Origin of the sequence: Janthinobacterium sp. Mn2066, assembly GCF_049319705.1 — a bacterium.
Taxonomy (GTDB): Bacteria; Pseudomonadota; Gammaproteobacteria; order Burkholderiales; family Burkholderiaceae_D; genus Janthinobacterium.
In genome coordinates this window covers 563,089-577,404 of the sequence record NZ_JBMOUF010000002.1, presented here as the reverse complement: position 1 = coordinate 577,404, position 14,316 = coordinate 563,089, and the positions used below count along the sequence as shown (strand labels likewise).

Below are 14,316 nucleotides of genomic sequence, written 5' to 3'. Positions count from 1 at the left end.
TGTCATCAGCCTGCCCGGCGCCTCACCCGATTGTATGGACTCGCGTAAAATGATGGCCTAACGAAAACACTTTCAACATGACTAAATTATTAACATGGATTTTGGCGGGCCTGGCGATGGTCGGACCGCTTGCAATTGATACCTATCTGCCGTCTTTCCCCGCCATCGTGCACGATTTCAATGCCAGCCCCCTGCTGGTGCAGCAAACCCTGAGCTTTTTCCTGTTCACGTTTGCCTTCATGATGCTGTTTTATGGCACCGTGTCCGATTCCTTCGGCCGCCGCCCCGTGATCCTCGTCTCGCTGGTGCTGTACGTGATCGCTTCCGTGGGCGCCGCGCTGGCTCCGTCGCTGGGCTGGCTGCTGGCCTGGCGCGTGCTGCAGGGCTTGTCGGCAGGCGCCGGCTCGGTGATCGGCCGCGCCATCGTGCAAGACCGCTATGCGGGCGCCGAAGCGCAAAAAATCCTCTCGCATATCATGATGGTATTCGCGCTGGCGCCGGCGATCGCCCCCGTGCTGGGCGGCTGGCTGCAAGTGGCGCTGGGCTGGCGCTGGATCTTCTGGTTCCTGAGCGCTTTCGGCGTGCTGATGTTTGTCGTCGTGTACCGCGCCTTGCCGGAAAGCCTGCCGAAAGAGCAGCGCCACGCCTTCCACGCGGGCAGCATCGCCGTCAATTACTGGAAAGTGCTGTGCCACCGCCAGTTTTTGCTGCTGTCGACGGCCATCGGCGCGGCCTTTGGCGGCTTCGCGCTGTACATCGGTTCGGCCGCCTACTTCATCATCGATATCCTGCATCTGCCGGAAACGGCGTTTGCCTGGCTGTTCATTCCATTAATCAGCGGCATGGTGATCGGCTCGGCCCTGTCGGCCCGCGTCGCGCACCGCTACAGCCAGCGCCAGCTGATCTGGACCGGCTTCGCGCTGATGCTGGTGGCCGCGCTGGCCAATATCGGCTACAACTACTTCTTTGCCGCCGAAGTGCCCTGGGCCGTGCTGCCCCTGTTCTTCTATTCGTTCGCCCTATCGATCGCCATGCCGCCGATGACCCTGATGGCGCTGAACCACTTCCCCAACAACAGCGGCCTGGCGTCGTCGATGCAATCGTTCATCCAGATGCTGCTGTTCGCCCTCGTCTCGGGCCTGGTGGCGCCGCTGCTGTTCGACAGCGCCCTGAACCTGGCGTATGGCGTGATGGGTGGCTTGATCGTGAGCCTGGTGTGCTGGGCGCTGGCGCAAACCGGTACGACATCGACCAGGAACGCCTGAAAAAAAAGCGCCTGAGAAACGTTCAGGGCCAGGGCGCAGGAGTCGTATCCAGATACTGCGCCCCGCCGTCTTCCGGCTTCGGCTCGGCAGCATCCTGTTTTTCAGGCTGATTCAAGGACCCAGCCGGCGAGCGCAGGCTGAGGATTTCCTTGCGCGCTTCGACAAAATCGGCTGAACTCAAGGGGTTTTTCTGGTCGGGCCAGTGGCTGACGGCCCATTCCTGCAAGCCTTCGAAGCGGCGCCACAGTTCGGCGATAAACGCGCGGCGCGCGGCTTCCCGGGCTTCTTCCAGTTGCTGGGGCGTCTTCGCAACGCCTTCGTTCAAAGATTCATCTACATTCGCTTGCATGATCGCTCCCTGACTGTGATGGCATGGCCTAGGATACGCGACAATCGAAAAATGCTCCGTACGCAAGCGAACTTTAGTCTTGCTCTGACCTATAACGCCGAATACCTATACCGGCGCGCAGCAGGTTTTATAGGCGTTCTTACTCAGGCATCTTGCGGAAACCTACCGCCAGGCGGTTCCAGGTATTGATGCTGCCAATGGCCAGGGTCACGTTGACCATTTCGGCCGGCGTCAACTCGGCTTCCAGCGCCGCGTAGTCTGCATCGGCCGCATGGTTTTGCGGCAGCAGGGTCAGCGCTTCCGTCCAGGCCAGCACGGCCCGTTCGCGCGGCGTAAAGAAGGGCGTTTCACGCCAGACGGCAACCGCGTACAGCCGGCGTTCCGTTTCACCGGCCTTGCGCGCATCGCTGGTATGCATGTCCACGCAAAAGGCGCAGCCATTGATTTGCGAAGCGCGCAGGCGGATCAGTTCGAGCAGCGAGTGTTCCAGGCCCAGTTTGGCGATCGCCGCTTCCAGCGCGTACATGGCCTTGACGGCGTCGGGCGAGGCGGCGGTGAAATCGAGTCTTTGCTGTGTCATGATACATTCCTTGTTAAGAGAGATGCATGATTGTAGAAGCGCAACACCGCTGCGCAGCAGGCCAATCCGGTCAAAAAACAGCAGACCACCAGCAGACAGTTCATGGAATTACACATCACGATCGACGGCGCGCGCGACCTGGGCGGCCAGCTATACCGCCAGCTCAGCGAGGCGATCCGCAGCGGGCGCCTGGCCGACGGCCAGCAATTGCCGCCCACGCGCCTGTTGGCAAGCCAGCTGGGGCTGTCGCGCAAGACGGTGTCCGATGTGTATGAAAGGCTGGGCTATGAACAGTTGCTGGTCGGAAAAATCGGCATAGGCAGCTTCGTGCAAGCGCCCACTACCGTGCTGCAGCGCCATACTAGCAGCACGCAACTGGCCAGCGCAGCAAGGATTGCACGCTGGCAAGCGACGCCGGTGCCGCTGCGCCACTCGGCGCAGGAAACGCCCAGCCGCTATGCCTTCATCGGCGGACGGACCACGCCCTCGCACTTTCCCCAGGATGAATGGCGTGCCTGCGTACAACACGCGGTGCGCCAGGATGTACAGGTCCGGGGCCGTTATGGGCCCGTGGAGGGCCTGGAAAGCTTGCGCACGGCGATCATGCACCATGCGGCTTTCAGCCGTGGTATCCATTGCACTCTGGAACAGGTGCTGGTGTGCAGCGGCGCGCAACAGGCCTTGAGCCTGCTGGCGCAAACCCTGCTCGGGCCCGGTGATACGGTCGTCGTGGAAGAGCCGGGCTACCCGGTGGCGCGCCAGGTGTTTTCCGCCCAGGGCGCGCGCGTGGTGGGCGTGGCAGTGGACGAAGATGGACTCATCGTCGAGCAGATACCCGACGACACGCGGCTGATTTATGTGACGCCAGCGCATCAATTTCCGCTCGGCATGCCGATGAGCATGACACGCAGGCAGGCACTGCTGGAACGCGCGCGCTACCTGGGCGCCATCGTCATCGAAGACGATTACGACAGCGCCTTCCGCTATGAAGGGCGGCCCACGGACTCGCTGCAAAGCATGGACCGCCATGGGCTGGTGGCCCACGTGGGCAGCTTTTCCAAGATCATGCTGCCGGAATTGCGCCTGGGCTACGTGGTGCTGCCGCTGGCCATCGTGCAAGCCGTACAGACGGCGAAGTACCTGAACGATTGCCATACGGCCAGCCTGGGACAGCATGCGCTGGCCAAGTTTATCCAGGATGGCCATCTGCTGCGCCATATACGCCGCTGCCACGATATCTATGCGGGGCGCCGCGAGCGGCTGCAGCACTGGTTTGACGGCCCATTGTCGCCATGGTTCCGCCTGGTGCCGGCCAGCGCCGGCTTCCACCTGGCCGCGCTGGCCGTGGTGCCGCTTGATATAACGCAATTGCTGCGCCGGGCGCGCCTGGCCGAGATCAGCCTGTACGCGCTATCCGGCTTTTACCATGGCCCGGCGCGCCACGAAGGCCTGTTCCTCGGTTATGGCGCCATCGACAAACTCGACATCGATACGGCGCTGGCCATCGTGCATGCCATCTTGCAGGAGATGGCGCCAGTACGCTGAGTTAGCGCCCTCTTGCCCAGGCAATAATGCTGTTGGCGTCCATCGCCCCCGGCTGGCGCGCCACTTCCCGGCCACCACGGAACAATGCCAACGTGGGAATGCTGCGGATATTGAAGCGGGCGCCCAGGTCTTGCGACGCTTCCGTATCGACCTTGACGACGCGGAAATCCGGTTCCAGCACCTTGGCCGCCTGCGCATACCAGGGCGCCATGGTGCGGCAAGGGCCACACCAGGGCGCCCAGAAATCGACCAGCACGGGGATGTCCGTGCGCTCGATATGCTTGAGGAAACGGGCGCTGGCCAGGTCCACGGGCTGGCCCGTAAACAAGGCTTTCTGGCACTTGCCGCAGGTGGGCTGCTCGCGCAAACGCGCTGGCGGCAAACGGTTGACGGCGTCGCAATGGGGGCAAACGATATGCAGGGCATCGGGCGTGGTGGTAGTCATGTAATCCTCTGATAAAGCAATGCGCTGTATTTTAAGATGGATTGCCGATTCCTGAGCTCACCGCTAGCGCCGGGTTTGCTGTAACCTCTGATGGATAAAAATAGCAGTACCACGGAGAAGACCATGGATATGACCGACAATACCCTGGCAGCCACGCTGTCGCAACAAAAAGCCGCCTACCTGGCCCAGCCCGCCCCCACCCTGGCCGAACGCCGGCGCGACCTGCTGGCCCTGCAGCGCTTTATCCGCGACCACAAGGTGGCCCTGTGCGAGGCGATCAGCGCCGACTATGGCAACCGCTCCAGCCACGAAACCTTGCTGACGGAAATCTTTCCCGCCATCGATGGCATCGACCATGTCTTGAAGCATTTACGGAGCTGGATGAAGCCGCAGCGGCGGGCCGTGGACTGGCGCAACTTTTTGGGCGCGCGCAACCGCGTGATACCGCAGGCGCTGGGCGTGGTGGGCGTGATCGTGCCATGGAATTTCCCGCTGAACCTGAGCTTGATACCGCTGACCTACATCTTTGCCGCAGGCAACCGCGCCATGGTCAAGATGAGCGAGAATTCGCGCCACCTGGCCAGGCTGCTGATCGACAAAATGCCAGCCTACTTTCCACCGGAAAAGCTGCAATTTTTCGATGAAACGGGCGGCGTGGGCATTGCGTTTTCGCAACTACCGTTCGATCACTTATTATTTACTGGCTCGGGCCAGACGGGCCGCGCCGTGATGGCGGCCGCGGCGCGCAATCTGTGCCCCGTCACCCTGGAGCTGGGCGGCAAGGCGCCGGCCATCGTCTGTGATGACTTCCCGCTGCGCACGGCTGCCGAACGCATCCTGTTCGTCAAGTATTTGAATGCCGGCCAGATCTGCACCACCGTCGATCACGCCTGGCTGCCGGCAGGCAGCATCGATGAATTTGTGCGGCATGCGCGCGAGATCGTGCCGGCCCGCTATCCGCAGCTGGAGACGCCAGATTACACGTCCATCATCGACCAGCCTTCGTTCGAGCGGCTGCTGCAGGCGCTGGACGATGCACGCGAACGTGGGGCGCGAGTGATTTCCTTGCTGCCGGGAGCGGCGTTTGACCATGCCAGCCGCAAGATCGCACCGCATATCGTGATCGACGCCCCGCCAGACAGCGTGCTGCTGACGCGTGAAATCTTTGGCCCGATCTTGCCGCTACGCAGCTATACGGCCATGGAAACAGTGATCGACAGTATCAATGCCGGGCCGCGTCCGCTGGCCATCTATCCGTTCAGCAACAAGCAAGAGACGGTGCAGACCTTGATCACGCGCGTGATGTCGGGCGGCGTATCCGTCAACGACGCCCTGTTCCATGTCGGCCAGCACGACTTGCCGTTCGGCGGCGTGGGCGATTCCGGCATGGGCCATTATCACGGCCGCGAAGGGTTTATCACCTTCTCCAAGCTGCGGCCCGTGTTTTACCAGGCCCGCTTTAGTACCTTGAAATTCCTGTGGCCGCCGTATGGCAAGCTGGCCAGCCGTGTGCTGGCCTTCCTGACCCGCTGATTAAAAGGGCTCTGTCCTCATTAAATAGGGGAACCTGCCTGCAAGGCTGAGGTCTGACTGATCAGAGCAGTCAACCAGGGAGGCCGCCATGCTACAACCGCAATGGCAGATATTGATCGCGCAGTTCGCCAAGCTTTCTCGACATCAACGCCTGGAGGGAATAAAACTGCTGGGCGGCGCGCCGCCCGGGCAGGAAGCCGCCGCGCTGATCGAACGCACGGCCCAGGCACGCCTATGTTGCCCGGCGTGCCACTCGCGGCATCTGCACCTGCACGGCCGCGCCAACGATCTGCAGCGTTATCGCTGTGTGCCTTGCGGCAAGACATTCAATGCGCTGACGGGCACGCCCCTGGCGCATCTGCGTCACAAAGCCTTGTGGCTGCAGTATGCCGATTGCCTGTTGAACTCGGATTCTGTGCGCAAGGCTGCGCAGCAACTGGGCATTCACCGCAATACCAGCTTTCGCTGGCGCCACCGTTTTTTAGCATTGGCAAAAACCGACCGCCCGCGCTGCCTGCATGGCATCACCGAGGCCGATGAGCTGTATCTGCTGGAATCGGAGAAAGGGGCGCGGCATTTGCGGCGTCCGGCACGCCGGCGTGGTGGATCTGCCCGCCAACGCGGCATTTCCAGCGAACAGGTCTGCATCCTGGTGGCGCGCGACCGCACCGGGCAAACCATCGACTTCGTCACCGGCAAGGGCCAACTGACGAAGAAGCAACTTTTACATTGCTTGCCGCCCGTGATCGACCGCGACATCCTGCTGGTGACCGATGGCCATGCTGCCTACGCCGCGTTTGCCCGGGAAACGGGCATCAGCCATCAGGCAGTCAACTTGCGCGCTGGCATCCGCGTGCGCGGCGCGGTCCACGTACAGAACGTGAACGCTTATCACAGCCGCTTGCGCGGATGGCTGCGCATCTTTCATGGCGTGGCCACGCGTTATCTACCGAATTACCTGGGCTGGCGCTGGATACTCGATGCCAGGCGCATCCTGTCCGCTGAAACATTATTGAAGGCAACCTTGGGAGAGTTCCCACACCTGACGGTGACATAGCCATTAAAAGAACAGTGAAGCGGCAATCGCCCACATCACCAGCGCAATAATGCCGTCCAGCACGCGCCAGGCCATGGGCTTGGCGAACACGGGCGCCAGGTAGCGCGCGCCAAAACCCAGCAGGAAGAACCACAGGGCCGACGCCATGATCGCGCCGCCGGCAAAGTAGAAACGGCCGATGCCTTCATGCTGGCCACCGATGGAGCCCAGCAGGATTACCGTATCGAGGAAGGCGTGCGGGTTCAGCAGGCTGAACGCCAGCGCCGCGCCGATCACGGCCCAGTAACCTTCCGGCGCCTTGGCGGCCGAGGCCGTCAGGGACGAGGGACGCCAGGCCGATTTGGCGGCGCGCAAGCCATAGGCAATCAGGAAGGTGGCGCCGCCAGCCTTGGCCCATAGCAAGAAGTTGGGATTGTCGGCAATCACGCTCCCCATGCCGGCCACGCCGGCCGTAATCAGCATGGCGTCGCACAGCAGGCACACCAGGATGCAGGTGAGCACGTAATGGCGCTTCAAGCCCTGTTTCAGCAAGAAGGCGTTTTGTGTGCCAATGGCAACGATCAAGCTCGCGCCCAGACCCATGCCTTTCAAGAAAATTGTACTGTCCATATCGATTCCTTTATTGTTGCTTTCCAGATTGCGCACGGCCGCCCGCTCTCGGCCGGCAAACGCTCGGCAGAGCAATAAGAAGAAGGTGTGGACGGTACGGCGGAACCTGGTCGTCCAGGCTGCGCGGCAATGTGGAGTGGTTATCCTATGACGCTAGTGTAAAGAAAATGTAAATATAAGTATAATGAATGATTCTAACCATACATAAGAGAAACTTATGCGCCTAGTAGATTACCGGGGCCTCGCTGCACTCGACGCCGTGATCGGCCTGGGCAGCTTTGAAAAGGCGGCCCAAGCGTTGATGATCAGCCAGCCGGCCGTGTCGCAACGCATCCGCACCCTGGAAAACCTGGAAGGCACTTTATTGATCATCCGCAGCCAGCCACCCACCCCGACCGAGGCGGGCCAGCGCCTGATCGCCCATTACCGGCAAGTCAAGCTGCTCGAAGCGGCGCTGGACGCCCAACCCGGTCCCACCACGCAATTGCCGGAACTGGCTATCGCCGTCAACGCCGACAGCGCCGCCACCTGGATTCCGGAAGCGCTGGGGCCGCTGCTGACGCCGCCGTCCTGCCTGCTCGACATCCGCCTCGACGACCAGGACCATACCTTGAGCCAACTGCGCGAAGGCCGCGTGTTTGCCTGCGTCACCAGCGCTTCCGACCTGGTGGCGGGCACGACCGCGACACCACTGGGCGCCATGCGCTACCTGTGCGTGGCGTCGCCCGCATTTGCCGCGCAATGGTTTCCCGATGGTTTTACGGTCGAGGCCGTCAGCCAGGCGCCCGCCATCACCTTCGGCAGCAAGGATGCGCTGCACGAACGCTACCTGGAGCACCGGCTGGGCTACACGGGCCGCTACCCGCACCACGTGCTCGGTTCGGCGCGCGACTTCGTGCGCTTTATCGAGGCTGGCTATGCCTATGGCATGGTGCCGCTGCTGCAGGCGGAAACCGCGCTGGCCAGCGGACGACTGATGGACGTGGCGGCCGGCCAGGCGCTGGACGTGCCGTTGACCTGGCATGCCTGGGATATCCAGACACCGCTCACGCGCACCTTGTCAGACGCCGTCATTGCCACGGCGCGCAAATGGCTGCTGCAAAATGGCTCCACCTTGACGGGACTGGCAGGGGTGACCGAGACGGATGCGGGACAAGCCTGAATGCATCTAGCCATACACAAGTCTGCGCATGCTAATCGATGCATATCCACATCATTTTTACGGCACCCCGCGAATACTTTACCACGCCTAACAAAACCGTAACGAGCGGATGGAAGTTGTGGCTGAGAAGCGGAGCTGTGCTTGCACGGGGCCGCCGAGGTAGTGAGCATCGCAGGCCGCAAATCGCGACGCGCAGTAGGTTTTGATAGGCGTTCTTAGTTCGAGCCAGATAGTCTTCACGCCAAGTGTAGCATCGCCTTGCGCGCTTGAAAATCTGAGAGCCATGCACTTTGAAGCAGCACTTTGAAATGAAAATTACATGCATTTCATAACCAGTTCGTCATCAGCGAAGCACTGATTACTTCAGTCCCGGGAAGTTCGCTGCCATAAAAATCAAAAAACTTCCGTGACACTCAAGTGGAAATTCGAATTAATCGGCAGTTCTCAGCACTTAAATTATCAAAAAATTTCATTTGAGATAAAGTATCAACTCCATGAACTAAAACTACGCACCCCCAGGTTTTTTTCTACGTTCGACGCGAATAGTGGCATTGTCCGAATAGACATCCTTAGATGTCAATAGATAATCCCATTTAATCATATGGATAAGAAGTTGATGTCTTGATTGAATACGGATTTTATTCTCAGGCGGCAACAAGTTAGTCTCTAACAAAACATCGCCATCATCTATTCCAATGAGCTTTAAAGTTAATTCACTTTCTTTACTAGCCCATTTTCCTCGCCCTTGCCTACCATCTTGGGTTGAAAATGTACCATCCACAAAGAAGTCTAGAGTGTCTATTGGAAACCATATTGCAGCAGCCTGGCGAAGTCGGTCTTCCTGCTGTGAAATGAGCACCATATTTTCTTCTTTTAGCTTTAAGTTTTCTTTTTTTGCTTCCACCAGCAATTGTTGCATTTGGTCGAGATTCCTGGATGATTCTTCGCGGAAAGTCTTAAGTTCGGCAGTCACTTTTCTCAACTCGTCCGAACCAAATCCAAATTCTTTCCCATAAATGGTAAATGGCTGATTACGCAAATAGCTAATTCCAAACAGCGCTACCATGAGCAAAAAAATGATCAGCAAAATAGCTATGATAGTTTTTTCTGATAACCTACCAAGAACAAACACTATATCTCTCTCCTATGATTTAACACTTGCATCATCCAAGTCACCGGATGATTTATGATGTTATCGTGCCACAAAAAATATATTTATTCAATGTTAATTGTCAATATGAAATATTATTATACCTATGCATTATAGATAATGTATATTTAAGCAATATTGTGCATATTCTCACGCACGGCGATACAACTTCAATCGGCATCAATTTCACTATTCAAGCTCTACACAGAGTCACCTACACCAAACTCTTAATTCAGCAGAAAAGTAGAAACACCTTTGCCTCAAACTGAGTAGATCAAATTTCGCAACATCAACCGCTAGGCCATACACCAATAGCAGAACTTGGAAAATACTCATAACTCATCTTGAATAAAATTTCCTGCGCAATCAATCTGCAGTCGGTCTTATACATAAAGGGGGCACTTAAATGAACACACATCCACAGCGCGCACCAAGGCAGGAAAATCATAACTGTCTTACACTAGCGCAACCATCCTACGCCGGAGAACACCATGACGATCGCGCACACCGCCCTGTTCTCCCTGCTGGCCATGATCCCGCTGGCGGGCGGCCTGATCGCCTGTTCGCCACTGACGGCGATTAACGCCCTGTCATCGGGCCGCGCCTCGCGCGTCACGCCCGACCTGGCGTATGGACCGCTGCCACGGCAAAAACTCGATATCTATGCACCGAAAAACCATGCCGGGCCAGTCCCCGTGGTGGTCTTTTTCTATGGCGGCAACTGGGTGTCGGGCGAGCGCAAGGATTACGCCTTCGTCGGCCATGCGCTGGCATCGCGCGGCTATCTTGCCGTAATCGCCGACTATCGCTTATATCCGGACGTGCATTATCCCGAGGTTTTGCAGGATGCCGCCAGGGCCGTTGCCTGGGCCGCCATGGAAGCGGGCCGCTACGGCGGCGACACGACACGGCTATTTGTAATGGGGCATAGTGCGGGCGCCTACAACGCCGCCATGGTGGCGCTTGATCCCAGCCTGCTGGCCCGGCACGGCATGCGCCCGCAAGACTTGCGCGGCTGGATAGGCCTGGCCGGTCCCTACGATTTCCTGCCGATCGAAAACCCCACCACCCGCCCGGTATTCTTTTTTCCGGAGACGCCCGCCTCGTCGCAACCGATCCACCATGTGACGGCCGACGCGCCGCCCGCCCTGCTGATCGCACCGCAGCCCGGCAAGGACAAGCTGGTCAATCCGCAGCGCAATACCGGCGGCCTGGCAGCCGCCCTGCGCGCCCAGCAACGCCCCGTCACGGAAATCTACCTGGACGGCGTCAGCCATACCACCCTGGTCGCCTCGCTGGCTGGCCCCTTGCGCATGCTGGCGCCCACCCTGGACCGGGTCAGCGCCTTTATCGATCAGCTTAGCCACCTGCCCGCTGCAAAGGAGCCGCAAGATGCCCAGGGTGTGCAACAGCAGATTCCAGCACCAGTACAAGCTGCGACAAACGCGGCCTATAACGTAAAAACGCCCATCCGGTAAGGGATAGGCGTCGTATTGCAGTCAAAACAAGCGTTACGCATCTGACTTGACCAGCCCATCCGGGTCTCGGTCCCCGGGCAGGCTCAGCAAGCCAAGCCGCGAAGCTCTTGCTTCTTGGAGATTACTCCTTGCGGCTGGCGCTACCGCTGGTTTTGCTTTGCGCTGCGCTAGCGGCAGTCTGCCCGGCGCCCGATTCAGCGCTGCCCGACTGCTGGCTACCCTGGTGGCTGGCGCTTTGCAGGCTTTCGCCAGCGCGGCTTTGCGCTTGGCCCTGCGCACCGCGCTGGTCACGGCTGGTGCCGTTATGGAAGGCCTGGAACGGTTCAGAAATGCGCTGAATCGCGTCTTGCTGTTTGCGCACGTTTTTCTCCGTTTCCTCGGAAGCCGTGCGCGCTACTTCTTCGGCCAGTGCTTTGGCCGTGCGGCTCGTTTCAGAGACATGCTTCTCTGCCACGCTGGCCAGGTCAACTTGCGCATCGGCCGCCAGGCGCGATGCCTGCTGCTGATAAATACGCAATTGTTCGGCCACCGGCTGGCTTGACGCGGCCGCCGCCTGGAAGAGATCTTCCGCGCGATCGACCGTGATCAGATGCTGGCCAGCAATCGTGGACTCCTCCAGCAAGCCTTGCGCAAATTGCAGATTCAGGTCGCTGAATTGCTGCACCGAACGGAACAGCGATTTCGAGATACCGTTGAAAAACGACAGTTGCGCTTCCAGATGGCTTTTGGCAGCAGGGCTGACACTACGTGAATATGGATACATAGAATTTCCTCATGAAAATGCGGTGGAATGAAAGACCTGTACGGCCAGGCACTGCATCGATGTGACACTAACTATCCATCCCATATCCATCAAACAGGCCAGGCCGCGCTACGCGAAGAACATATCCGTTTTGCCGAGAGATGCTTTGCAACGCGAGTTTCAAGGCTACGTGAGCATCGATCTGGAGGGATGATATGGATCAAAGGTGTGAGAGGTGGCGGACAAAATAAGGCGCCTGCCCTGAAGAGGCCCGGCACAGGCTGCTTTCACAAAGAAAGTCGATGCGCTTATGCAGTATCAGGCAACGCGTGCGTAACCACGGCGCCGCAGCGACGCCACCAGCCAGCGGTTGCCATACCAGCCGCGCAGCAGGAAATAGCCCAGTTCGGCAACCAGCACCAGCAGCATCAAGGGAAAGATGCGCAGGTTGACGGCCAGCTGGCTGCCAAACCACAGGCACGCCTCCACCGCCAGCATGGGCAGCAAAAACCACCAGCGGCGCTTGGCGACGGCCCACAGGGGCCCCAGAAAGAAGGCCGGCCAGGAAAAGCCTTCATGCACATAGGCATAATGACCGGCGGCATCCATCAACAAAGCGGGATTGCGTTTCATCGGTTCAGGTTTTTTCAGGCTTCCGGGGCGTGGCAGACGGCTTCGATATTGTGACCATCGGGGCCGATCACGAAAGCGCCGTAATAATCGGGGTGATAGATGGCGCGGATGCCGGGCGGGCCATTGTCCTGGCCGCCGGCGGCCAGTGCGGCCGCATAAAAGTCGCGCACCTGGGCCCGGTTGGCGGCCTTGAACGCCAGATGCATGGGCGCATGTGCCTGGGCGCCGGCGCCGAACCAGAAGTCGGGCTTGCCATCCTTGCCGTAGCCCACCCAGCCATGCACTTCCGTCACCAGGGCCACGCCCAAGGGGGCCAGTGCAGCCGAAAAAAACGCCTTGCTCGCTTGCGTATCGCTGACGTTCACACCGATATGATCGAAAATCATGATGAATATTTTGCAGTGGCTCAAGAAGAACTGCAGTATGCCGCAAGCTTATACAACAGACAAGCAAATGCGGCAGGCCCGATACAAAAAACAGGCCTGCCGCACGCCGCGAGTTAACGCAGATTACCCGTATGACCCAGCGAGTAGCGGCCCGGTTGCGGCCAGACGGTCAAACCGTGCGGCTCCTGGCCGACTTTCACTTGCGTTACGGAACCGTTGTTCGTGTCGATGCGGTAAACCACGTCGTCGAAACGGCCCGACAGCCACAGATACTTGCCATCGGCGCTGACGTTGCCCATGTCGGGGCTGCCGCCGCCCGGGATCGGCCATTGCGCGACCACTTTTTCGGTGGCGAAATCGATCACGCTGACGCTGCCCTTGCCCTTGCGCTTGCCGTGGATGCGGTGCGTGCCGCGGTTGGCGACATACAGCTTCTTGCCATCGCGGCTGGGGTACAGGCCGTGCGTGCCCACGCCCGTCTGGATGAAGCCGATTTCCTTGAGGGTGGCGCCATCGACCACGTGCACGCCATCGGCGTCCATGTCGGCGATATAGAACTTCTTGCCGTCCGGCGAAATGCGTATGTCTTGCGGCATGCCCTTCTTGACGCTGCAGATTTCATCGGCAGGGCCGCCCACGGGACCGGACTCGGCGAAACGTTTATTCGGCATCTGCAGTTTCAGATAACCATCGACCTTGCGGTTCACCATGTCGATCTTGGCGATGGTGCCGTCGAATTCGCAGGTAAAGATGGCGTAGCGGCCATCGTTCGAGAAATCGGCGTGGTTGATGCCGCCGCACTGCGGCGTATCGATCGAATACTGCACCGTCATCGTCTTCGGATCCCTGAAGTCCAGGCGATGGCGCGCTTCGGCCACCACGATGGCCGACTTGCCGTCCGGCGTGTAATACATATTATAAGGATCATCGACCGGCACTTCCTTGCCCGGCTTGCCCGTCAGGGGATCGATCGGGGTCAGACTGCCCTTGTTGGTGCGCTCGGCGTTATTCGCCACCCACAGGGTGGACAGGTCCCACGATGGCACGACGTGCTGCGGGCCGCTGCCGACCTTGAACTTGTCGACCACTTTCAGGCTTTCCTGGTCGATCACATACACGTCGTTCGAACGCAGATTGGGCACATACACGCGGTGCAGATGGTCCTTGACCACCGGGCTCATATTGCTGCTGCCGATGCTGCCATACACGTTTTTCGGATCGACCAGCGGCGGCATGCCCGGCAGTGGCGAGTACGCAGCGGCGGCGGGCGCGGCCGGGGCGCTGGCGCCGATGACCTGGCTGGCCACGCCGAGGCCGGCAGCGGCCGCGGCAATGGCGGATAAGGTGACGATAGTGCGTCGTTGAGGTTTTTTCATGGATTT

The 14,316-nt window shown here is 59.4% G+C and carries 15 protein-coding genes; 6 read left to right on the top strand and 9 right to left on the bottom strand.

The genetic code is table 11. The features are described from left to right. The first annotated feature begins 77 nt into the window (after positions 1 to 77). Entirely contained in the window at positions 78 to 1,265 is a 1,188-nt protein-coding gene (locus ACL9RI_RS05895; protein ID WP_422725641.1) for a multidrug effflux MFS transporter, read from the top strand. Positions 1,266 to 1,287: 22 nt separating this feature from the next. On the opposite strand, the gene ACL9RI_RS05890 is transcribed toward ACL9RI_RS05895, so the two are convergent. Next, complete coding sequence (locus tag ACL9RI_RS05890; RefSeq protein WP_422725640.1) at positions 1,288 to 1,614, bottom strand: hypothetical protein; 327 nt, start codon at positions 1,612 to 1,614, stop codon at positions 1,288 to 1,290. A gap of 139 nt (positions 1,615 to 1,753) precedes the next feature. Then, positions 1,754 to 2,194: a carboxymuconolactone decarboxylase family protein gene (locus ACL9RI_RS05885; protein ID WP_422725639.1), complete on the bottom strand. Its 441-nt coding sequence runs from the start codon at positions 2,192 to 2,194 to the stop codon at positions 1,754 to 1,756. Between the two features lie 102 nt (positions 2,195 to 2,296). On the opposite strand from ACL9RI_RS05885, the gene ACL9RI_RS05880 reads away from it, so the two are divergent. After that, complete coding sequence (locus ACL9RI_RS05880; RefSeq protein ID WP_422725638.1) at positions 2,297 to 3,739, top strand: PLP-dependent aminotransferase family protein; 1,443 nt, start codon at positions 2,297 to 2,299, stop codon at positions 3,737 to 3,739. A gap of 1 nt (position 3,740) precedes the next feature. On the opposite strand, the gene trxC is transcribed toward ACL9RI_RS05880, so the two are convergent. Continuing rightward, on the bottom strand, positions 3,741 to 4,184 hold the full coding sequence (gene trxC, locus ACL9RI_RS05875) for a thioredoxin TrxC (RefSeq protein WP_422725637.1): 444 nt from the start codon (positions 4,182 to 4,184) through the stop codon (positions 3,741 to 3,743). A gap of 123 nt (positions 4,185 to 4,307) precedes the next feature. Here trxC and ACL9RI_RS05870 point away from each other — a divergent pair, with 123 nt between their 5' ends. Beyond that, entirely contained in the window at positions 4,308 to 5,717 is a 1,410-nt protein-coding gene (locus ACL9RI_RS05870) for a coniferyl aldehyde dehydrogenase (RefSeq protein ID WP_422725636.1), read from the top strand. 88 nt (positions 5,718 to 5,805) lie between these two features. Continuing rightward, positions 5,806 to 6,774 (top strand): IS1595 family transposase, encoded by a 969-nt coding sequence (locus tag ACL9RI_RS05865; protein WP_422725635.1) that lies wholly within the window; start codon positions 5,806 to 5,808, stop codon positions 6,772 to 6,774. 3 nt (positions 6,775 to 6,777) lie between these two features. Here ACL9RI_RS05865 and ACL9RI_RS05860 read toward each other — a convergent pair whose 3' ends face one another. After that, positions 6,778 to 7,383, bottom strand: a complete 606-nt coding sequence (locus ACL9RI_RS05860; RefSeq protein WP_422725634.1) for a LysE/ArgO family amino acid transporter — start codon at positions 7,381 to 7,383, stop codon at positions 6,778 to 6,780. A gap of 217 nt (positions 7,384 to 7,600) precedes the next feature. Here ACL9RI_RS05860 and ACL9RI_RS05855 point away from each other — a divergent pair, with 217 nt between their 5' ends. Beyond that, entirely contained in the window at positions 7,601 to 8,545 is a 945-nt protein-coding gene (locus ACL9RI_RS05855) for a LysR family transcriptional regulator ArgP (protein ID WP_422725633.1), read from the top strand. Between the two features lie 505 nt (positions 8,546 to 9,050). Here ACL9RI_RS05855 and ACL9RI_RS05850 read toward each other — a convergent pair. Beyond that, positions 9,051 to 9,677 carry a hypothetical protein gene (locus ACL9RI_RS05850; protein WP_422725632.1) on the bottom strand — a complete coding sequence of 209 codons (627 nt, stop codon included), beginning with the start codon at positions 9,675 to 9,677 and terminating at the stop codon, positions 9,051 to 9,053. A gap of 509 nt (positions 9,678 to 10,186) precedes the next feature. On the opposite strand from ACL9RI_RS05850, the gene ACL9RI_RS05845 reads away from it, so the two are divergent. Beyond that, positions 10,187 to 11,173: an alpha/beta hydrolase gene (locus ACL9RI_RS05845; RefSeq protein WP_422725631.1), complete on the top strand. Its 987-nt coding sequence runs from the start codon at positions 10,187 to 10,189 to the stop codon at positions 11,171 to 11,173. A gap of 121 nt (positions 11,174 to 11,294) precedes the next feature. On the opposite strand, the gene ACL9RI_RS05840 is transcribed toward ACL9RI_RS05845, so the two are convergent. The 4 genes from ACL9RI_RS05840 to ACL9RI_RS05825 form a co-directional block, all read right to left on the bottom strand. Beyond that, positions 11,295 to 11,936 carry a phasin family protein gene (locus ACL9RI_RS05840; protein ID WP_422725630.1) on the bottom strand — a complete coding sequence of 214 codons (642 nt, stop codon included), beginning with the start codon at positions 11,934 to 11,936 and terminating at the stop codon, positions 11,295 to 11,297. A gap of 297 nt (positions 11,937 to 12,233) precedes the next feature. Next, positions 12,234 to 12,548 carry a hypothetical protein gene (locus tag ACL9RI_RS05835; RefSeq protein WP_422725629.1) on the bottom strand — a complete coding sequence of 105 codons (315 nt, stop codon included), beginning with the start codon at positions 12,546 to 12,548 and terminating at the stop codon, positions 12,234 to 12,236. A 14-nt stretch (positions 12,549 to 12,562) separates the two neighbouring features. After that, complete coding sequence (locus ACL9RI_RS05830; protein ID WP_422725628.1) at positions 12,563 to 12,934, bottom strand: VOC family protein; 372 nt, start codon at positions 12,932 to 12,934, stop codon at positions 12,563 to 12,565. Between the two features lie 113 nt (positions 12,935 to 13,047). Further along, positions 13,048 to 14,310, bottom strand: a complete 1,263-nt coding sequence (locus tag ACL9RI_RS05825) for a YncE family protein (RefSeq protein WP_422725627.1) — start codon at positions 14,308 to 14,310, stop codon at positions 13,048 to 13,050. Positions 14,311 to 14,316: the final 6 nt, after the last annotated feature.